The following is a 21,491-nucleotide window of genomic DNA, read 5'->3' as shown; positions in this document are numbered from 1 at the left end:
TTTCTACAAGATACCTTATCCTATATCCATAGAGGCTAATGGTGAGGTCGTCAATCAAGGAACAGTGCAAGTGCTTGTGCCATACAAGTATTTGTATCTTTTCGATGAGCCAAGGACGGCTCATGTATCTTTCGAGGGCAACGACGATGCTTCTTATAACTGCAACATCATAAGCCATAATGCCAAGCTCATACATAGGGAAGATGGTAACTATTTTATGGCTATAGCCACAGTGAGTACACAGGGACAAAATACTCCTATATTGCAACAGTATATGAAAGCCGATGTGAGAATCATCGTCAGTAATAGAACGTTGTGGCAGCAGGTATTTGGATAGTCTATGTCCGAATACCTGCTGTTTGTTTTTGGATGCATATTGTGTTGGTAAGCATCAGATTTTACGCAAAAGTTCTAAATTCCATAAATTTCTCCTAGCGAGTTATGGGATATTTAGAAATTTATCGTATCTTTGTCCCCGAATTGAGGCGTTCTTTGCATATTGCAAAATACAGAAACGAGCAGAAGTCCGCTCGTTTCCCCTATATAATATAGGCAAACGACCAACTTCTTGATTTTCAATCAAAGTCCAATTTAGAGCGAGTTATTATAACTAACACAAAAATTTATGAATAACGAAAGTTTAATTTTAAGAAGAAAAAAACAAATTGAAAAAGATCGCTTCTTTTATGTAAATAGCGAGTATAAAACTGTGCAAATAAAACTTGATGACATCTTATATGTGATGGGACAGAAAGACTACATCAAAATATACATAAAAGGAAAAGCAAAACCTGTTATGTGTTTGATGAATATGTCTACTTTGGAAGAATATCTACCAAGTCCAGAGTTCCTCAGAATCCATCGCTCTTACCTAATTCACATCAAGGAGGTTACGATGTTCGATAGATCTCGCGCAAAATTTGGCGATACTTTCATCCCTATTTCAGATTCATACAAAGGAACCATACAGGATTACATCGAGGAACACTCTATGATGTAATCATTACGATGTATGGAACTGTAAGACCTTGTTGGATTCGCCAAAGTTTAACGAACCTTTCATTGTTTAATTTTCAATCGAAAAAAGGTGTCTATAATTCGCGAATTCAGACTTAATGGTCGGTTAATCTTGAATATTTAAAATATGGCCAAAATGCAACTTACTGATAATCAACGAGTTGTATTTTGGTCATAAAGCTTTATTTCCGTTTTTTCCACTTTTGTAGCCTCATACTGTTAACTATATAAGCCCACATACCTATTAACATGAACTTACGAAGTTAACTTCGTAAGCCGATGAAGTTAACTTCATTCACAATATTACCTTGCAAAGATGTGTTTCTTATATTCTTGAGGGCCCCGAAATACCCTCATACATTCTAGAAACGACAAAAAAACAGAACATCTTTTCTATTAACATTTCCTATAGCAAAGTTTAAATATTGCAAAATTCTAAAGCCCATCCGATAAATTTACGCACTTGTCAGATGAGTCCAAATTACAACATGAGTTCTTTAGGAGAACTTATCAAACGTGTAGCACCATGCTCTACTAAGAAATCATGATCACGGAATCCCCAAAGCACACTAATACACGGCATATTACTATTCCTTGCTGTCTCTATATCAACATCACTATCACCAATATAGACCGCTGTATCGCGTGAAGCGCCGAGCTGCAACAAAGCCTCATTTACAGTATCAGGAGCAGGTTTTTTACGTATATTTTCACGCTCTCCTATCGCAACATCTACATAATCAGAAAAGAAGTGTTTGCATAAAGCCTGTGTAGCAGCATAAAACTTATTACTAACAACAGCCACCTTCTTTCCGTGAGCCTTCAGATTCTTGAGTAAATCCATAATTCCAGGATAAGGACCAGTCGTATCGAGGTTATGCTCCAAATAATGTTTTCTAAAAGAAGCATACGTTTCCTCAAATCTAGGATTATTTAAGCCTTCAGGAATAGCACGCTCCATTAATTTTTTTACTCCATTTCCTACCATCATTCTAACCTCATCTACAGAATATTCTGGCATATTAGAATATCTTAGAGCATAATTACAACTCGCTGCTAAATCTTGTATCGTATTCAAGAGAGTACCATCAAGATCAAAAATATAAGTCTCAAAATTATCCATAACGCTTTATTTTAACTGCAAAGGTAGAAAAATAATTGATTTTAAGTATCGTTTTCCCAATTTATTATTAACTTTGCATCTGATTTTTAATTTATATCAAAAATGAAACATTCAACTTGTAAGGTATATATATGGTCAGCCGTAACCTGCTCCATAATTATTATCGGACTAGTTTATTACTATTTATTTGCTTCGTTCTCTACGAAGTCGGATGTTACCTATATTTATATTGATAACGACGATAACATTGATTCCGTATATCAGAAAATAGAACCAATAGCACATCCACACTGTTTCCATGCTTTCAAGATGTTAGCACGACATTTCAGTTATGCAGATCATATCCGCACTGGAAGATATGCCATACATTCTAATGACGGAACTCTGAAGATATTCCGCCATTTCAGAAATGGTCAACAGGAACCAGTTAGTTTGACAATTCCATCTGTTAGAACAATAGGAGATCTCGCTGCAGCTGTAAGTTCTAAACTAATGATAGATGAAGAGCAATTATACGACTCTCTTGCCAGTGAGTCTGTATGTAAAAACTATGGATACGATACAGCAACTATCGCTTGCTTATTTATTCCAAACACATACGACATCTATTGGAACACAAACATTTCAAAGTTCCTTAATAGGATGCAAAAAGAAAACAAAAAATTCTGGAACTTTGAGCGTACCCAAAAAGCTAAGAGTTTGAATTTAACACCAGAACAGGTAATAACATTGGCCAGTATTGTAGATGAAGAAACTGCGAACAATTCCGAAAAGCCAATGATCGCAGGTATGTACTACAATCGACTGATGTATCGTGATGGAGAATATCCAAACGGAATGCCACTTCAAGCCGATCCAACTATTAAATATGCATGGAAGAAGTTTGACCTTAAAAGAATTTACAATAAGTTGCTTTATATCAACAGCCCATACAACACTTATAAAAACACAGGACTTCCTCCTGGGCCAATTCGCATACCAAGCGTTGCTGGTATTGATGCCGTCCTGAACCTCACACACCACAACTATCTGTATATGTGCGCAAAAGAGGATTTCAGTGGAACCCATAATTTTGCAAGAACATACCAAGAGCACCTCGCAAATGCTGCAAAATACAGTAAAGCACTCAATGAACGAGGCATAAAATAAAACATATCAGAAATTATATAAAATGCAAACGCTCCTCTTTTCTCAAAGAGGAGCGTTCATCTCAATAGGTATTAGTTTTTTAAAGGTAAAAAGATTGTATTCAGGATAACTGATGCAAAGGTAAGGCTTTAAACTTACTCTAACAAATATTTTTATATGTTTGATAACATATTTTAGGTTTACTCTTAACACTATAAAAAATCTTCTACCTATTGTCTTATTTTCCATTATAAATAAGTATCTTTGCAGAATAAAAATAAAATTAAAATAATATGGCAGTTATTGAAGAAAATACTAACGAAGAGAAAAAGAGTATCAGCTTCGTAGAACAACTCGTCGAAGAGGATCTCGCAGAAGGGAAAAATGGAGGTAGAATTCAAACCCGTTTTCCTCCAGAGCCTAACGGCTATCTTCACATCGGTCATGCAAAAGCTATTTGCATGGACTTTGGTGTTGCTGAAAAATATAACGGAGTTTGCAATCTCCGCTTTGATGATACAAACCCTAGTAAGGAAAACAACGAATACGTAGAAAATATTCTTCATGATATTTCATGGCTAGGATTTAAGTGGGGTAACATTTACTATGCGTCTGATTATTTCCAGAAACTTTGGGACTTTGCCATCTGGATGATAAAGAAAGGACGCGCATACGTTGATGAACAGACCCCAGAACAAATCGCAGAGCAGAAAGGAACCCCTACAGAGCCAGGAAGACCTAGTCCATACCGAGATCGACCTATTGAGGAAAATCTCGAATTGTTCAACAAAATGAACACACCAGAAGCTGTTGAAGGTAGTATGGTTTTACGTGCTAAATTGGATATGGCTAATCCAAATATGCATTTCCGTGATCCTATCATGTATCGTATCATCCAGACCCCTCATCATCGCACAGGTACTAAATGGCATTGCTATCCTATGTATGACTTTGCCCATGGACAGAGTGACTACTTCGAAGGGGTAACACATTCAATATGTACATTGGAATTTGTTCCACATCGCCCACTCTATAATGAATTCATTGATTTCCTTAAAGAGTATGATGGTACAGCATCTGAGGGACTGAACGACAACCGTCCACGCCAGATAGAGTTCAATCGCTTAAATCTTACATATACAGTAATGAGTAAGCGAAAGCTCCATACACTTGTTGATGAACATTTAGTAAACGGATGGGATGACCCTCGTATGCCTACACTCTGTGGTATGCGTCGACGTGGCTATTCTCCAGAAAGTATCCGTATGTTTATCAATTCTATTGGCTACACTAAGTTTGATGCCCTAAACGATATGGCTTTACTTGAGGCCAGTGTTCGTGAGGACTTAAACAAGAAAGCTACACGTGTAAGCGCAGTCCTTGACCCTGTAAAATTAGTTATCACAAACTATCCAGATGGACAGACGGAAGAGATGGTAGCAATTAACAATCCTGAAGATGAAAATTCTTCTACACATACCATCACTTTCTCTAAGAACCTTTGGATTGAGCGTGCTGACTTTATGGAAGATGCACCAAAGAAGTTCTTCCGCATGACACCAGGAAAAGAGGTCCGTCTGAAGAATGCATATATCATTAAGTGTACAGGTTGTACCAAAGATGAGAACGGCAACATTATTGAGATTCAGGCTGAATACGATCCAGAAAGCAAGAGTGGTATGGCAGGAGCAAACCGCAAAGTAAAGGGTACTCTGCATTGGGTTAGCTGCGATCATTGCAAGAAGGCTGAAGTTCGCGAGTATGATCGACTGTTCAATATCGAAAACCCAAGCGCTGACGATCGTGATTTCCGCGAATTACTCAATCCGGAATCTCTTAAAGTCTATAACAACTGTTATGTTGAAAACTATGCGGCAGAGAGAAAGCCTGGTGAATATCTACAATTCCAGCGAATTGGTTATTTCATGGCAGACTTAGATACAACTTCTGAGCATCCTGTATTCAATAAGACTGTTGGGCTTAAAGATACATGGGCAAAACAGAATAAGAAATAAATGCAAAACAGATATTTCGAGAATAAAGAATTCAAAGAGAATTTAAAGAAATATGAAGAAGCCCAAAAGAATGGTGGAACTATTTATTTAGATTCTGAGCAACTAATAGACATCGCCGAGTACTATCAAAGTCTCGGCGATATTGATAATGCTATAACCACATGTGAATATGCCATGACACTATGGCCTGATTCCATGGAACCATTATTACTTCGTTCTCGAATAGCACTATTGGAAGAAGATGATGCCGATAAGGCTGATATATTTTGTGAAAGAATCTCTGATACCGATAAAACAGACGAGGAATATTATCTTCTCAAGGCTGAAATCATGATTGTTCGTAAACAAATAGATGCAGCCGATGACTATCTAAAGATTTTTTTCAATCAAGAATATACAGACGACAAAGAGGCCATAGCTGTCGATATTGCATGCCTATTTGCTGACTATGCGCATTATGAGAAAGCAAAAGAATGGCTCAATATCGTAAAGACCAAGATGGACGATTTCTACTTGGAAACTCTGACACGAGTAGAAACAGGACTTGGACACTATGAACAAAGTAAGAAAATCAACAACAAACTTCTTGATAAAGATCCTTTTTCAACAGAAAACTGGAGAAGACTGGCTTACACACAATTACAAGATAATGATTTCGAGTCTTGTATTCAAAGTGCTGACTATGCCCTTGCTATCGACAACGAGGACACGGATGCCATGGAATTGCAGGCAAATGCTTTTCATGCCTTAGGGAATATAAAGAAGGCAATAGAAATTATCAATCATGTGATAAGTATCGAAGGAAATAGTGATGTTACGGAGAACCAATTAGGTTATTGCTACTTGGAAATTCCTGACTACGATAAAGCATTAGAACATTTCAGAAATGCCAAGACTTATTCTGATAAAATTAATGATCACACAGAGATTCGATTTGACATTCTTAGGAATCTAGCTTTTCTTGAAAGTCATCACGGAAATTTGGATGAGGGTCTCCGCATTATTAATCAATACGCTAAAGAGACGAAAAAGGAGACCGATACTAACATTGAAATTATCAGAGCACATATGTATCTTGAGAATGACAAGATTAGCGAAGCTAAAGTTCATTATCTCAAAAGTGCAAAGATGTCGGGATATAATCCTAAGACTCTCACAAACATTGCTTTCTCTATATGTGATAAGGGATATTATAAACTTGCTCTTAGAATTCTAAAACATATAGAAAAGACAACTTCTGACTTACCAGATAATTTCTATACAGCAACAGCGTATACATATATGCAGTTGAAATGCGAAAAAGAGTTCCATAAATATTTAGAATTAGCTATGGAGAAGGAGACTGATAGAGCAAACTTCTTCTTCAGAGACATAAAAGATAAAAGTTTTGAAGATATAAATTAATATAGGAAATATGAATTGGTTAACAAGTCTACTAGGAAATTTGAATTACGGTACAATCTTTATACTCATGTTACTTGAAAGTACTGTCATTCCTGTTCCTTCAGAATTAGTGGTATCTCCAGCTGCCTATCATGCAGCGGGAGGAAATCTAAATATATGGTTAGTCATCCTTTTTGCTACATTAGGTGCAGACTTTGGTGCAAGTATCAATTATTTTGCAGGATATTATCTCGGACGCCCTGTAATCTATAAATTTGCCAACAGCAAACTGGGGCACTTATGTTTACTGAATCAGGAGAAAGTAGAAAAGAGTGAGAAATATTTCTATGATCATGGAATGATTGCTACTATTAGTGGCCGACTTATTCCTGGAATCCGTCACCTCATTAGCATTCCTGCTGGACTAAGCAGAATGCATTATGGAAAATTCCTTCTTTACACTACACTTGGTGCTGGAGTATGGAACTGTATTCTTGCTGTCCTCGGATATTACCTTCACTCTATTGTACCAGAAGAACAGCTTACTAGCAAAATTGAAGAGTATTCTGAATATATCAAAATTGTTATCATCGCAATAGTTGTCATTGCTATTATATATTTTGGTATCAAATGGTATTTCCGTCACAAAAGACAACAAAAGACAAATGCCTAAAATATATAAGTTGATATAATTTACTACAATAAATTCTTTTAAGACTTTATGAAAAAAAGGACTTCTATTAAATCATAGAAGTCCTTTTTATATTTTTAGTTAAGCTAAAGTGCTCTGATACCAATCGAACAATTTCTTAACACCATCTTCGATTTCAACTTTATGTTGCCATCCAAGACTATGAAGTTTGCTAACATCAATTAGTTTTCGAGGCGTACCATTAGGTTTACTTGCATCCCATTCTATCTGTCCTTCAAAACCAACTGTCCGAACAACAAGATTAGCCAGACTCTTAATCGTTAACTCCTTGCCTGTTCCAACATTGATATGACAGTTTCTAATTTCACCAAGTTGCGGAATAGCACCACCACGACCTTCTGAATTATTTCTGTTGACTTCACCATCGGCTCTAACACCATAGAAAACACTTGAGTATTTTTCGATACCAATAATGTCTTTAAAATCAACGTTTAACAATACGTGTACAGAGGCATCTGCCATATCCTCACTCCATAGGAATTCACGAAGTGGACTTCCGTCTCCCCATAATGTAACCTTATTATCCTCAATACCATAAAAGGCAAGAGCTTTCAAAATGCGCTCTTTGTCGTTCTTTCCATCAACATTCCCCTCGCCTATTATTTCCTGAAGTTTTGCAGGAGGGTTTATTGGTCGCTTATCCATGTCAACACGAATTGCGTCCCAATTATTATCATGAATCAACTTAGCAAGATACACCTTACGCATCATAGCTGGCAATACGTGACTATTCTCTAGATGAAAGTTGTCATTCGGACCATAAAGATTAGTAGGCATCACTGCAATATAATTAGTTCCATATTGCAGATTATAACTCTCGCACATCTTCAAGCCTGCAATTTTCGAAATAGCATACTCTTCATTAGTATACTCCAAAGGTGAAGTAAGAAGTGCATCCTCTTTCATTGGTTGTGGCGCATTCTTAGGATAGATACAAGTACTTCCCAAGAAAAGTAATTTCTTGACGCCATGCTTATATGCATTCTCGATAACATTGCACTGCATCTTCATATTTTGCATAATAAAATCAGCACGATATAAAGAATTGGCCATAATACCACCAACAAAAGCAGCCGCTAAAACAACGGCATCAGGTTGTTCTTCATCAAAGAACTTCTTTACAGCATATTGATCTGTCAAGTCAAGTTCTTTATGACTTCGCCCTACCAGATTATTATATCCTCTACTCTTCAGGTTGTTCCAAATTGCAGAACCGACCAAGCCATGATGTCCTGCAACAAATATTTTACTATTTTTGTCTAATGACATTATATCCTCCTTTATTTTACGATACCTTTTTCAAGGTACTCTGCTAAATTCACACGAACTCTACTTGCTGCATCATCTGCAGCTACTTTCTTCATATCATGATCAACCATGATCTTTACAAGTTCTTCAAAGGTGGTCTTACTTGGATTCCAATTCAGTTCTGCCTTAGCCTTGGTTGGATCACCCCAAAGATTGACAACATCTGTTGGACGGAAGAAATCTGGTGATACTTCTACAAGTACCTTACCGGTAGCCTTGTCGATACCTTTTTCATCAATTCCATCGCCTTTCCATTCCAACTCAATACCTACATGATGGAACGCTAAAGTAGCAAATTCTCTTACTGTATGCTGCACACCTGTAGCGATAACGAAATCTTCAGGTTTGTCGTGCTGAAGTATTAACCACATACACTCTACATAGTCTTTAGCATAACCCCAGTCGCGAAGACTACTCAAATTGCCAAGATAAAGTTTCTCTTGCTTACCTTGTTTAATACGAGCAGCTGCAAGGGTTATCTTACGTGTAACGAATGTTTCACCACGGCGCTCACTTTCGTGATTAAAGAGAATACCAGAACAGCAGAACATATTATATGCTTCACGATATTCCTTCACAATCCAATAACCATACAACTTGGCAACAGCATATGGACTATAAGGATGGAATGGGGTGTTTTCGTTCTGAGGAACTTCCTCTACTTTACCATAAAGTTCAGAAGTTGATGCTTGATATATACGACAACTTTTCTCCAATCCACACTGACGTACACCTTCAAGAATACGAAGTACACCTACACCATCAACATCAGCGGTAAACTCAGGAGAATCAAAACTTACCTGAACATGACTTTGGGCAGCAAGATTATATATTTCTGTTGGCTTTACCTTATTCAGCACGCCAACAATACTCATAGAATCACCTAAATCGGCATAATGTAAATGAAAGTTAGGTTTACCTTCCAAATGGGCAATACGTTCACGGAAATCGACAGAAGAACGACGAATTGTACCATGAACTTCATATCCTTTTTTTAACAAGAATTCTGCAAGATATGAACCATCCTGTCCTGTAATACCTGTTATAAGAGCTACTTTTCTTTCCATTTTATTAAATTTAATCACCCGAAAATTGTTTTATTCTTTGTTCCTCGCTTAATTTACAAATCAACAAGGTATTATCTTTCTCCGCAACGATATATCCATCAAGTCCCTGTACGACAACTTTCTTCTCTTGAGTCGCATGCACAATACAGTTTTTTGATTCTATCATTTGTATATCGTTTCCAATTACACTATTTCCATATAAGTCGCGTTTTGTCTGCATGAGAAGACTGCCCCATGTACCCAAATCGCTCCAACCGAAATCAGCAGGGCATACAAAAATCTCTTCTGCCTTTTCCATAATAGCATAATCGACACTGATGTTCTCACATTCTGGATAACGTAAATCAATCTGTGCCTGCTCCTCATCTGTGTTGTAGACACTCTTTAGGCTATCAAATACCTTTGCCAAAGAAGGTTGATATACTCTGAAAGCATTGATGATAGTACTTGCACTCCAAATGAAGATACCTGCATTCCAGAAGAAGTTATTCTCACGAAGATATTGAGTTGCCGTTGCTAAATCTGGTTTTTCACGGAACTGGTCTACACGGAATATCTCTTTATTTCTTACACTACTAGATCCCAAATCGGCCTGGATATAACCATAACCTGTCTCTGGACGAGTCGGCTTCATACCCAATGTCACAATTGCATCCGATTCGCTTGTAAACTTCAAACATGATTCCACGACACGTCTGAATTCTATAGGATTAGTAACGATATGGTCTGAAGGAGAAACTACAATATTTGCATTAGGATCCTTCGACTTAATACGCCAACTTACATATGCAATGCATGGAGCAGTATTTCTACGGCATGGTTCCAAAAGTATATTTTCCTTAGGTACTTCTGGAAGCTGCTCTCTTACAATATCGAAATACCTTTTATTTGTTACAATCCAAACATTCTCAGGGTCACAAATACCCTCAAAACGATCAAATGTTAGTTGCATCAATGAGCGACCAACACCTAAAACGTCAATAAACTGCTTAGGTTTATCAACGGTACTCATCGGCCAAAAGCGGCTTCCTACGCCGCCTGCCATAATTACCAAGTGGTTGTTTATACGAGCCATATATTTTATTCAAATAATATTATCGCAAAGGTAATGATTTTTTTTACAATAGGAAAGTTTTTCTCTATATAATTAAAAAGTAACTCCACAAAACATAAGAAAGAAAGAAAAAGGGCTGTACAATGTTTATTTGCACAGCCCTATCAATATAGATTTTCAATTTGTTTATCGTAACTTTGCCAGTTTTTCTTTCCAGTTTTCATAAGCGTTCAAATATTCTTCACGCTTAACTGAATCTGGTTCGATAACAGCTAACTTCTTCAATGTAGCAAAAGCTTCATCATGATCTTTATAGATGCCGGCACCAATACCTGCGCCCTTTGCTGCACCTGCGCTACCATCTGTCTCATAGAGTTCAATTGTAGCACCACTAACGCCTGCCAAAGTATCACGGAACAATGGACTCAAGAACATATTGGCCTTACCTGCATGGATTTTCTTAATATCCATACCCATTTTTTCCATGATTTCCATACCATAACAGAAACTAAACACGATACCCTCTTGTGCAGCTCTCACGATATGAGCACGATTGTGCTTATTAAAGTTCAAGCCATGAATAGAGCATCCTGTTTCTTGGTTCTCAAGTACACGTTCTGCACCATTACCAAAAGGAATAATGCTCACACCCTCGCTACCGATAGGTACAGATGCTGCTAAGTCATTCATATCTGCATAACTTACATCTGGTGTAATATTACGATGTACCCATGCATTCAAAATACCAGTACCATTGATACAAAGCAATACGCCCAAACGGTCCATTTCTGTTGTATAGTTAGCGTGTGCAAATGTGTTTACGCGACTTTTCGGATCATAATTAACATCACCCAACACACCATAAACGACACCTGAGGTTCCTGCTGTTGAAGCAATTTCTCCAGGATTGAACACATTCAGACTTACAGCATTATTTGGCTGATCGCCTGCACGATATGAAATTGGGGTTCCCTCTTTGAGGCCTAGCTCTTCAGCAGCTGACTTTGATACTACACTCTGTACAGAGAATGTAGGAACAATCTCTGGCAAGACACTCTCTGAGAATCCAAAGTAATCCAATAGGAACTTTGCAGGTTTCTTCTCTTTGAAATCCCACATCATACCCTCGCTCAAACCACCTATTGTAGTTTTGACATCACCACTCAACTTCATAGCGATATAATCACCAGGAAGCATGATCTTATCGATTTTATCAAAGAGCTCAGGCTCGTTTTCCTTTACCCAAGCAAGCTTTGAGGCTGTAAAATTACCTGGAGAATTCAGCAAATGACTTAAGCACTGCTCAGCACCTAATTCCTTAAATGCTTTCTCTCCATAAGGAACAGCACGAGAGTCACACCAAATAATGCTTGGTCGAAGTACTTGCTGATTCTTGTCTACACATACCAGACCATGCATCTGATATGATATACCAATAGCCTGAATATCGTCACCTTTAGCGCCGGTCTCAGACATAATCTTCTTCAAACTCAACTTTGCATTATCCCACCACATCTGAGGATCTTGCTCTGCCCATCCAGCTTTAACAGCAGTAATCGGTGCTTCATGATCTGGATAAAAAGCTGATGCTGCAATCTCACCAGTTTCTACATCTGTAAGAGATGCCTTTACTGAAGATGAACCAACATCAAAACCTAACAAATATCTTCTTGCCATTTTACTATAGTATTTATTTAAGGCCCGGATAAGCCAAGCCCTTTGATTGTTTTATATATAATACGAATGGGATTACAAATTCCCCTATATAAAAATTAGAACAGGCTCAACGATTGGTCTTCATCCTTAGGTTTCTCTATTTCCTTCTCTACATCTGCACCAAAACGAAGCATCAGTTGTTGAGATTCAACCGACTTAAAGTTCAATCGATAAATTCCACGTGTATCAGATTTTTCTATCAAGGAGTCTACTTGTTTCGATTTCAACAACAAAAACTGAGTAACATACTTATGTACATTCTCAAATTCCACAGGAAAAAAGATTGAATTACAAGCATTGTAAACATGACGAGCAATCTTTTCTATCTTAAGCCCATTTTCACCTGCTTCTATCAAAATCTTATATATCTCGTTGTCGTATTCTTTCACAGCACAAAAATACAAAAAAAGCCGCAGATATCCAAAAAAATACCTGCGGCTTTTTTATTATATACAATATTAAGCTAAAACAACTTTGTTGTCTACATCCTTAATTTTACCCTCTTTGAAGAGCCAACCAATACCAAGTAAGGTTTCTTCTTCTGAGATGTTAGCGGCCTTAGCGATTTCTGCAACTGATAAAGCTTGTTCAGCTGCTGCTAAAGCTTGATATACATCACCAGCCTTGAAGCCAGCGTTCTCTGCGTTCAATGCTAAAACTGTTTTCTTTACAGCAGTCTTCTTAGGTGCTGCCTTTTTTGTAGCGGTTTTCTTTGCTACTGTTGCTTTCTTTTCTACCATAATTTTAGTAAATCTTAATAACTATGAGTTTCTATTTTTCATGGAGTACTACCCACTTTGGCAAAAGTAACATAATTATTCTAAACTATCAAGTTTAGCATCAAAAATCTAACTGCCAAAAACGAAAATGTTGTAATTCTTGACATAAATCAAGAATTACAACATTTATATAGACTCAATGTTTACTTCAAATCTACAGAGATCTGCAATTCATCAAGCTGCTTTGCATCAAGGGCTGATGGCGCATCAAGCATTACATCACGACCTGAGTTATTCTTAGGGAATGCGATACAGTCTCTAATACTATCGAGACCTGCCATAATGCTAACAAAGCGATCAAGACCGAAGGCAAGACCTGCATGAGGTGGTGCTCCATATTTGAATGCATTCATCAAGAAGCCAAACTGAGCTTCTGCTCGTTCTGGTGTAAATCCAAGAACTTCGAACATCTTTTCCTGTAATTTAGTATCATGGATACGCAAACTACCACCTCCAACTTCAATACCATTACATACAAAGTCGTATGCTTTAGCACGTACCTGTTCTGGATGCTCATCGAGCAGAGGAATATCATCAGGATTTGGCATTGTAAATGGATGGTGTGTAGCCATCAAGCGCTGCTCTTCATCACTCCACTCAAAGAGAGGGAAGTCTACAATCCATAGACATTTGAACACATTCTTATCACGTAGGCCTAGACGATCACCCATCTCAAGACGCAAAGAACAAAGTTGAATACGAGTCTTATTGGCATTATCACCTGAAAGTATTAATACCAAATCGCCATCCTTAGCTCCCATAACTTCTTTGATCTCAGCAAGAACCTCTGGAGTATAGAACTTATCAATAGAACTCTTAACAGTACCATCAGCATTATACTTGATATAAACTAAGCCCTGAGCACCAACCTGAGGTCTCTTTACGAAATCGGTTAGTTCATTCAACTGCTTACGACTATAATCAGCACAACCTGGAACACAGATACCACCAATATATTTAGCCTCATTGAATACAGAGAAATCTCCCTTACCCGTAAAGGCATCTTTCAATTCTACGAATTCCATTCCGAAGCGAAGATCTGGTTTATCGCTACCAAATCTCTTCATTGCTTCATGCCATGTCATCTGCTGAAGTTTAGGAAGTTCTACGCCACGAATTTCTTTGAACAGGTGACGAGCCATTTCTTCAAACAGATTGATCACATCGTCCTGATCTACAAAACTCATCTCACAGTCGATCTGAGTGAACTCTGGTTGACGGTCTGCGCGAAGGTCCTCATCACGGAAACACTTTGCAATCTGGAAATAACGGTCTACACCGGCTACCATAAGCAACTGTTTCAAAGTCTGTGGACTCTGAGGCAATGCATAGAACTGTCCGGGATTCATTCGAGATGGTACAACGAAGTCACGAGCGCCCTCTGGAGTAGAACCTATTAAAATAGGTGTTTCAACCTCCATAAAATTCTGTGAATCGAGGAAATTGCGAATTAGAATTGTCATACGATGACGAAGTTCCAAATTCTTGCGAACAGCGTTACGACGAATATCAAGATATCGATATTTCATACGAAGATCATCACCACCATCTGTATCATCTTCGATTGTGAAAGGAGGTGTAAGAGATGGAGAAAGTATGTTAAGTTCCTTAGCAATAATTTCGATATCTCCTGTATCCATCTTATCATTTTTGCTTTGACGCTCACTAACGATACCTTTAACCTGGATACAATACTCACGACCTAATTTGTTAGCCTCTTCGCAAAGAGCCTTGTCGTCAGCCTCGTTAAATACAAGCTGAGTTATACCATAGCGGTCACGCAGATCGACAAAAGTCATACCACCCATCTTACGTGAGCGCTGAACCCATCCAGCAAGTGTCACTTCCTTGCCAGCATCAGAGAGACGAAGCTCTCCACAAGTATTCGTTCTATACATATTCTTTGGAATAATTATTTTCTGAGATGCAAAGATACTGCAAAATGCGCAAAACACCAAAATAAAAATATAATTTTTCTAAATTTCGGTATCAATAATAAACTTTCTAGTTACCTTTGCAGTCATATTATTACAGAACATAAAAATCAAAGATATGAAAAAGATTATTTTTAGTATGATGTTGATGCTTGTTTGTGCGCTCAGCGCCAATGCTCAAGCAGAGATTAAATTTGACAAGCTCACTTACGACTTTGGTACTTTCTCAGAAAAAGAGCCTGTCCAGAAGACGACATTTTCCTTTACCAACATAGGTGATAAGCCTTTGATTATCAACCAGGCTATCGCTTCTTGCGGATGCACAATTCCTTCTTACACCCAGCAACCTATCATGCCTGGCAAAAAGGGAACTGTAAGCATTACTTATAATGGGAAAGGGAAATTTCCTGGCCATTTCAAGAAGACTATCACCATTCGTACAAATGGTAAGGTAGAAATGACTCGTCTCTATATCGAAGGGACCATGAACGAAGCGAAATAACAAATGGAGAAAATAGGATTTTTCAAAATAAGTCATAAGGCAAACACCATTCTTGATGTTTGCCTTTGTATTTGCATTATTGAATATGTTATCACATTCGGCCAGAACTACGTATACATGTTTTCTCCCGACAACATGATCTATCAATTCTACAATACACCTTATACATTACCCATCATCCATGTCTTCGGCGTATTATCCGTCGTAGCCATACTAGAAGTCCTTCGCGGTAAATTTCAAAGCATTAACAGCTACGTACAATGGTTTCCCCTTATCTTGATTATATGCCAACTCGCCAACCTTCTGCTCAGTTCTTGGTCGTATAGTTTGATGCCAGAATCTCTAACGGCAACCAATTACTCTCAGCAAGATCTTAATAAGGCAATAAGTATCAATCAATATATACAAATTATCAACTTCATCCAAGGACTGGCTATCTTCGCCTTTTCCTTCCCGATGATCAGGAAATTCACAGGACGTATCGCACAACTCGGTTGGTTCTATATCGGATATACCGTATTAGGAATTCTCGCAGAAATCATAGTATTCATCATCGCATATTTTCTCAACGACAACACTCTATTCAACACCTACTCTACCATTCATTTCATAGTGGCAGCCCTACTCGACATCACAGTATTCGTGATGCTTCGTCGAACAATGATTTACCGTCAAAATTAACATCACATCTCCTATGATCTTCTATTTTTCCGCAACAGGCAACACACAATGGATAGCCCAACGTATTGCGAGCTCCACACAAGACCACTTAGTTTCAATAGTCGAGGCATCAAACGCTCCTACCCATTACGAGCTCAAAGAAGGCGAACGCCTAGGCTTCATCTTTCCCATTCACGGATGGCGCGTACCCACACTCGTTCGCCATTTTATCGAACATCTTGACATCAACAGCAAAGGGCATTTCACGTATGCTGTCTGCACCTGTGGAGATGACATCGGACTTGCTCTTGATAATTTTATGCCCATCCATGTCGATAGTGCCTATTCACTACGAATGCCCAATACCTATGTCGGCCTTCCCTTTATGGATGTTGATCCCAAAGAATTACAGATTTTGAAAAAATCGCAAACAGAACAACGCTTACACGTTATCATGGAAGAGATCTATGATAAAAAGAAAGACATATTCCGACTAGACCGAGGACGATTTGCAAGTCTCAAGACCCATATCATAGGCGGCTTTTTCGAAAAATATCTCATTTCAGACAAGCCCTTCCATGTTGATGCTACCAAATGTGTAAAATGTGGCATCTGTGCCAATGTATGTCCCGTCGGTGACATCTTGGGTGGCTTTGGTAAAATGCCAGAGTGGCAACACACAGGGGAATGCTTGACGTGTTTTAACTGCTACCACCATTGTCCGCATCATGCAATAGAATTTGGTAACAGAACTAAGAATAAAGGCCAATATTATTTTAAATAAAAAGTCAAAAAAAACATTTATCTTCTTATATTCGTACAGGATATACTTTTGATTTTAAAAGCAAGTGCTATCAATGCAAAAAGCGCTATATACACGCCTATAACTTGAATTGAAGACATATATAGACCTGTGATGCTGGCACCTGGCCATTTTGATATAACTTGCAGCACTAGATTCATCTCATGTACCATATAATCCGCAATTTGATGTAGCCATACCAATGGGGAAATCAATGATAATACCGCAATGTAAAGAACGACTGTGACAATCGGTATAACAACGAAGTTCGTAAAAAGAAAATAACTTGCAAACTGATGGAAATAGTATATTGACAAAGGGGCGGTCATGATCTGAGCCGACAAAGAAACTAAAGCAATTCCTATAACCCAGTCGAGTACCCGATAAGATGTATGTATTTTCCCCACAAGCATATTCATCAGGATAATCCCCAATACAGCCATAAAAGACATCTGCCAACCAATATCAAACAAACTTAATGGATGAAATAGCAGCATTACAAATGCTGTAAGTCCAATAGTATTCAGACTAAGTTTTTGTCGTTGAAGCAAATTTATAATACTATAAATCGTTATCATCATAGCAGAGCGAACGATACTCGGTCCGAAACCCGATATAATTGTAAAAGCCCAAATAGCTAACAAAACAAGCAGTTCTTTCCACCATCTCTGTCTGTGACCAAATATCATCAGAAGTATACCATAGATTATCGCCATGTGAGTACCGGATATGGCTAAGATATGTGAACAACCTACCGACGCATACAAATCGCGTGTATCTTTGCTGAGCATCGACTTATCACCAAGGGACATAGCAACAACAATAGCATCATCCTGATTATTTACATTGCCTATCAGTCGATCTCGCAAACATAGTGCAGCTATCTTGGTACGTTGCCAATACGACAACTCTTCAAGTGATAATTTTACATTTCTTGTCTTCCAATATGGCACGAACACCTGGGGATGTCCTCCCACATAATAAGGTGGTTCAAGACGTCCTTCAAACTCTACTCCATCTCCGATTCTTTCTTTCACGCCATATAAAGAAGCACGAACTTCGCTCCCTACCATTGGTCCATCAACAATCATCATATTACAGATATCTACTTTCCCATATGCTAATGGTCGAGAGATAACAACGGCCCGATATTCCATCAAAGAATCAGGGAGTTCCGGTTGAGCAGCAATAGAACTAGTAGAATCGTAAGCTCCTAAGAAGACTAAAGATAGTAAGAGCATAAAAGACTGCAACTGGGCCATTTGTATTCTTATCATCGTTTTCCATCTAATAAAAGAAAACAAACATGTGATAACAAAAGAGCCAAGCAAAGTTACCATCCAAACAGAAGGGGCTATAAGCGTAACGTATTCCCGTCCAAATAAAATTCCAATAATAAGGAAAATCGCTAACCTTAACATCGGATACAATTGTATAATACCATTTGTTTTCATCTTATCTAATTTACGCATAGCAATTTCTGCTATGCAAAATTAACAAGAATATAATAGATAAAAGAAAATATCTTATTATAAATAAGGTAAAAAGAAAAAAGTAAAAGAATAAAGAAAAAAAGTAAGATTAAATTTGGTCAAACGAAATAAATATATTACCTTTGCACTCGCAATTCGGACGAATACGGTGCCTTGTCCGAACGGTCAGGTAACGGTCTGCAAAACCGTTCAAGGCGGTTCGACTCCGCCAGGCACCTCTTCACAATTCCCGAGAATGCCCATAAACAAAGGCTTCTCGGGATTTTTTATTTTAAGAGTGTAACGGTAACGTTACACTATTTGTTATTTCCATGCACAAATATGTAAATAATACAGAAAATTTTCATCTCGACACAAAAATAATTTGATTCTTTATTGCGACTATCATAAGAAATCAACACATTCATTACCACAAATTATCCATAAGTTCATGTAAATTTGATATTCAATCTCTATAAGACAATTCTTCAACAAATTATACAAGCTTATTCTTTCGACTATGAATGTACAAGAAATCAGCTTTTCTCTTTTTAAAACTTTACACCCCCTTTTAGGATGTTAATTTCTATTTTTCTAAATTGCTAATACTAGTCTTTCGAAAAAAAATACTAATTTTGCACTATCTTTCTAAATTACCAAAAAATGAAAAAAATATTTGTAATTATCACACTGGTAGCCATGATGATACAGAATGCCCAAGCTCAGCAAACAAGCGAGCACCCCAATAGAAGTGTTTATTTAGAATTACTGGGCGCCTCAAATATGGTAGGTATCAACTACGATGCACGGTTTAAGCCTAATTCTCCTTGGGGCTACCGTATAGGTCTGGGGGTAACTTATTCTAAACAGTACAGCATGTTCTCTGGCTCCAACTCACTTCATGGCACAGACATTCCTTTAGAATTCAACTACCTTTTAGGGAAAAAACGTAGTAAACTCGACCTCGGTTTGGGTCTTAACCTCGGTTACTATACTGAAAAGTATGACACTTGGAACACAAAACAGATTGGAGAAGAAAATGGTATTCCTCACTATGAAAGTGAATATGCCGGAGAAGACAAGCATAGTCTTTGGGGCTACTATTTCTTTGGTAATATCGGCTATCGTTATCAGCCATCACATGGATTTCAGTTTCGCACAGGTTTCAACCCCAGCTTCAACCTCGGCGGAAAACATTCCGTAACCAAGAGCATTTTCCCCTATATAAGCTTCGGTTATGTTTTCTAACGAAAATATCAAATTCTACCATTGAAACTGATTTATAAACAGAATCAGTAGGTTGGATTTTATGAACTAACGGTAGTATAACCTTTATATTCTATTTCAATATTTAAACAGGATTCTCAACAGGATCATCCTTAAACAAATCGTCAGCATCTGTAATTTCATCTTCATCAAACCACTGACTTAATCTATCATGCGCCTTCTTTTTCACGTCCTCCGAAACGTCAACCCATATCTTTTTCAAGACATAAATAAGGACAGCTAGATCATCACCAAGTCCCGCAATAGGAATAGCATCCGGAATAATATCAAGAGGACTTATCAGATAACCCAAAGCACCAATAATAATGGCCTTATCCTTAACTGACACTTTATCACTAGCTAAAGTATAATACAATATAAGTGCAGCATACACCAGTTTCGCACCCGAGCGCTTGGCAATACGCTCTATTTTTGAGATAAATTCGCTCTGAGAGAACTTATCCTTATACGCCATGAAATCAGGTAATTCCATATTCTCTATTTATTGATTTTCATATTTAGGACGATAACGCATAACAGCATTCACAAAACTGTCAATCTTAACATTCGCATTTTTACGGAGTCGAATCTTTACAATCATTTTACGAAGCGACTTGATAAAGAATGCTAATAATAATCCTACGATAATAGCAGCCACGATGGACCATTTACCCCACGGACGGATATCTTCGGGTATGGCATCAAGAACAAACACAGGTAAGGCCATACAGAATCCCAAAATAATATACTGCTGGGTAAGTGAACCCTCACTATCGAGAATAGCTTGTTTATCAAACAGATAATCATCAAGGGCCCGACGGTCAAAGCCATAATCCTCCATACGAGGAAAATCAGGCCGATTATCATAAAGTTTCATCCGATTAATGACTCTATGTTCAAAATCATCAATTTGAATATCGGTTTGTTTCATAATTGCTAGATTTTCGTGATTAAAAAGGAAAGCAGTGCCCCTATAAGCCGGGTTCTGTTGCAACTCCGAAGAGTGCCGCTCTGTCATTTATCTAGTCTCAAAGTCACCCTTGAGCTCAAGCATTCTACCCTCCGCAGGAATCCGAAGATAATTGGACGGGCCGCCCTCGAACTGCGGTATACATGAACTTGCGTCCTCCAGATGACACAGCCTGATGATCACCCATCAGCTGGTGGTCTCTTACACCACCTTCTCACCCTTACCTTACGACTTAACCGGTCGAAACCGACCAGTATCATTAAGGCGGTTATTTTCTTCTGCCGACACCTACTGTCACCAATAGCTTCTACTTTCGGAAGTGGAGTGCCCTATGCCGCCCGGACTTTCCTCTCGCACCACAAAGGATGCCAGCGACAGAACCGGGACACTGCTTTCTAAAGTGCAAAGGTACAAAAAAAATAATAATTATAGTATGATAAACTACTTTTTTGGTAAATAACAAGACATTTATATGGCCTTGGCCTTATATAATTAACAGTTATTTAATAATACAATAAGTTAATTCTATATATTTAATTATAATCAGAAAATATAAAATAAACGTGAAAATATTAACGTTATC

Annotated in this window: 21 protein-coding genes, 1 tRNA gene and 1 other RNA gene; 11 read left to right on the top strand and 12 right to left on the bottom strand. The window is 37.9% G+C overall.

The annotated features are described in order from the left end of the window. Both K333_RS0111135 and K333_RS12515 read left to right on the top strand, forming a co-directional pair. Positions 1 to 337 (top strand): hypothetical protein (locus tag K333_RS0111135; RefSeq protein WP_244870430.1); only part of this gene is annotated, 337 nt, incomplete at its 5' end. Between the two features lie 372 nt (positions 338 to 709). Further along, entirely contained in the window at positions 710 to 1,000 is a 291-nt protein-coding gene (locus K333_RS12515) for a LytR/AlgR family response regulator transcription factor (protein WP_238314414.1), read from the top strand. A 498-nt stretch (positions 1,001 to 1,498) separates the two neighbouring features. On the opposite strand, the gene K333_RS0111125 is transcribed toward K333_RS12515, so the two are convergent. Further along, a complete protein-coding gene (locus K333_RS0111125; protein ID WP_024990112.1) occupies positions 1,499 to 2,140 on the bottom strand; it encodes an HAD family hydrolase in 642 nt (213 codons plus the stop codon). Positions 2,141 to 2,242: 102 nt separating this feature from the next. On the opposite strand from K333_RS0111125, the gene mltG reads away from it, so the two are divergent. The 4 genes from mltG (at position 2,243) to K333_RS0111100 (ending at position 7,339) form a co-directional block, all read left to right on the top strand. Then, positions 2,243 to 3,289, top strand: a complete 1,047-nt coding sequence (mltG, locus tag K333_RS0111120; protein ID WP_024990111.1) for an endolytic transglycosylase MltG — start codon at positions 2,243 to 2,245, stop codon at positions 3,287 to 3,289. A gap of 272 nt (positions 3,290 to 3,561) precedes the next feature. Continuing rightward, positions 3,562 to 5,283 carry a glutamine--tRNA ligase/YqeY domain fusion protein gene (locus K333_RS0111110; protein WP_024990109.1) on the top strand — a complete coding sequence of 574 codons (1,722 nt, stop codon included), beginning with the start codon at positions 3,562 to 3,564 and terminating at the stop codon, positions 5,281 to 5,283. Then, positions 5,284 to 6,687: a tetratricopeptide repeat protein gene (locus K333_RS12780; RefSeq protein WP_024990108.1), complete on the top strand. Its 1,404-nt coding sequence runs from the start codon at positions 5,284 to 5,286 to the stop codon at positions 6,685 to 6,687. Positions 6,688 to 6,697: 10 nt separating this feature from the next. Next, positions 6,698 to 7,339, top strand: coding sequence for a DedA family protein (locus K333_RS0111100; protein ID WP_024990107.1), 642 nt, complete (start codon positions 6,698 to 6,700; stop codon positions 7,337 to 7,339). Between the two features lie 99 nt (positions 7,340 to 7,438). Here the strand turns inward: K333_RS0111100 and K333_RS0111095 are convergent, their stop codons facing one another. The 7 genes from K333_RS0111095 to aspS form a co-directional block, all read right to left on the bottom strand. Beyond that, complete coding sequence (locus K333_RS0111095; RefSeq protein ID WP_024990106.1) at positions 7,439 to 8,647, bottom strand: GDP-L-fucose synthase family protein; 1,209 nt, start codon at positions 8,645 to 8,647, stop codon at positions 7,439 to 7,441. A gap of 11 nt (positions 8,648 to 8,658) precedes the next feature. Then, complete coding sequence (gmd, locus tag K333_RS12505; RefSeq protein ID WP_051230971.1) at positions 8,659 to 9,753, bottom strand: GDP-mannose 4,6-dehydratase; 1,095 nt, start codon at positions 9,751 to 9,753, stop codon at positions 8,659 to 8,661. A 10-nt stretch (positions 9,754 to 9,763) separates the two neighbouring features. Beyond that, positions 9,764 to 10,828: a mannose-1-phosphate guanylyltransferase gene (locus K333_RS0111085; protein WP_024990102.1), complete on the bottom strand. Its 1,065-nt coding sequence runs from the start codon at positions 10,826 to 10,828 to the stop codon at positions 9,764 to 9,766. A gap of 165 nt (positions 10,829 to 10,993) precedes the next feature. Further along, positions 10,994 to 12,484, bottom strand: coding sequence for a xylulokinase (locus tag K333_RS0111080; protein WP_024990101.1), 1,491 nt, complete (start codon positions 12,482 to 12,484; stop codon positions 10,994 to 10,996). 95 nt (positions 12,485 to 12,579) lie between these two features. Further along, positions 12,580 to 12,912 carry a hypothetical protein gene (locus K333_RS0111075; protein ID WP_024990100.1) on the bottom strand — a complete coding sequence of 111 codons (333 nt, stop codon included), beginning with the start codon at positions 12,910 to 12,912 and terminating at the stop codon, positions 12,580 to 12,582. 69 nt (positions 12,913 to 12,981) lie between these two features. Continuing rightward, positions 12,982 to 13,263 (bottom strand): winged helix-turn-helix domain-containing protein, encoded by a 282-nt coding sequence (locus K333_RS0111070; protein WP_024990099.1) that lies wholly within the window; start codon positions 13,261 to 13,263, stop codon positions 12,982 to 12,984. A gap of 182 nt (positions 13,264 to 13,445) precedes the next feature. After that, positions 13,446 to 15,200 (bottom strand): aspartate--tRNA ligase, encoded by a 1,755-nt coding sequence (aspS, locus tag K333_RS0111065; RefSeq protein ID WP_024990098.1) that lies wholly within the window; start codon positions 15,198 to 15,200, stop codon positions 13,446 to 13,448. A gap of 154 nt (positions 15,201 to 15,354) precedes the next feature. Here aspS and K333_RS0111060 point away from each other — a divergent pair, with 154 nt between their 5' ends. The 3 genes from K333_RS0111060 to K333_RS0111050 are packed head-to-tail and all read left to right on the top strand — an operon-like array spanning position 15,355 to position 17,182. Further along, positions 15,355 to 15,738 (top strand): DUF1573 domain-containing protein, encoded by a 384-nt coding sequence (locus K333_RS0111060; RefSeq protein ID WP_024990097.1) that lies wholly within the window; start codon positions 15,355 to 15,357, stop codon positions 15,736 to 15,738. 3 nt (positions 15,739 to 15,741) lie between these two features. Then, positions 15,742 to 16,419, top strand: coding sequence for a hypothetical protein (locus K333_RS0111055; protein WP_024990096.1), 678 nt, complete (start codon positions 15,742 to 15,744; stop codon positions 16,417 to 16,419). 13 nt (positions 16,420 to 16,432) lie between these two features. Then, positions 16,433 to 17,182, top strand: a complete 750-nt coding sequence (locus K333_RS0111050) for an EFR1 family ferrodoxin (protein ID WP_027452708.1) — start codon at positions 16,433 to 16,435, stop codon at positions 17,180 to 17,182. Between the two features lie 17 nt (positions 17,183 to 17,199). On the opposite strand, the gene K333_RS0111045 is transcribed toward K333_RS0111050, so the two are convergent. Then, complete coding sequence (locus tag K333_RS0111045; protein ID WP_161624570.1) at positions 17,200 to 18,477, bottom strand: ComEC/Rec2 family competence protein; 1,278 nt, start codon at positions 18,475 to 18,477, stop codon at positions 17,200 to 17,202. Positions 18,478 to 18,840: 363 nt separating this feature from the next. Here K333_RS0111045 and K333_RS0111040 point away from each other — a divergent pair. After that, positions 18,841 to 18,911: transfer RNA gene (locus K333_RS0111040), tRNA-Cys, on the top strand. A 424-nt stretch (positions 18,912 to 19,335) separates the two neighbouring features. Continuing rightward, the gene (locus tag K333_RS0111035; protein WP_024990094.1) at positions 19,336 to 19,920 is read left to right on the top strand and encodes a hypothetical protein; all 585 of its coding nucleotides are present in this window, start codon (positions 19,336 to 19,338) and stop codon (positions 19,918 to 19,920) included. 103 nt (positions 19,921 to 20,023) lie between these two features. Here the strand turns inward: K333_RS0111035 and K333_RS0111030 are convergent, their stop codons facing one another. From K333_RS0111030 to rnpB, 3 genes are all read right to left on the bottom strand, one after another. Continuing rightward, positions 20,024 to 20,431, bottom strand: coding sequence for a YkvA family protein (locus tag K333_RS0111030; protein ID WP_024990093.1), 408 nt, complete (start codon positions 20,429 to 20,431; stop codon positions 20,024 to 20,026). 9 nt (positions 20,432 to 20,440) lie between these two features. Then, positions 20,441 to 20,869, bottom strand: coding sequence for a hypothetical protein (locus K333_RS0111025; protein WP_036886303.1), 429 nt, complete (start codon positions 20,867 to 20,869; stop codon positions 20,441 to 20,443). A gap of 27 nt (positions 20,870 to 20,896) precedes the next feature. After that, an RNA gene (gene rnpB, locus K333_RS12785) (RNase P RNA component class A) lies at positions 20,897 to 21,300 on the bottom strand. Positions 21,301 to 21,491: the final 191 nt, after the last annotated feature.

Source organism: Segatella albensis DSM 11370 = JCM 12258 (genome assembly GCF_000426565.1).
In the GTDB taxonomy this organism is placed as follows: Bacteria; Bacteroidota; Bacteroidia; order Bacteroidales; family Bacteroidaceae; genus Prevotella; species Prevotella albensis.
The sequence above is the reverse complement of the archived record's forward strand: the minus strand, read 5'-3'. Positions and strand labels throughout refer to the sequence as shown.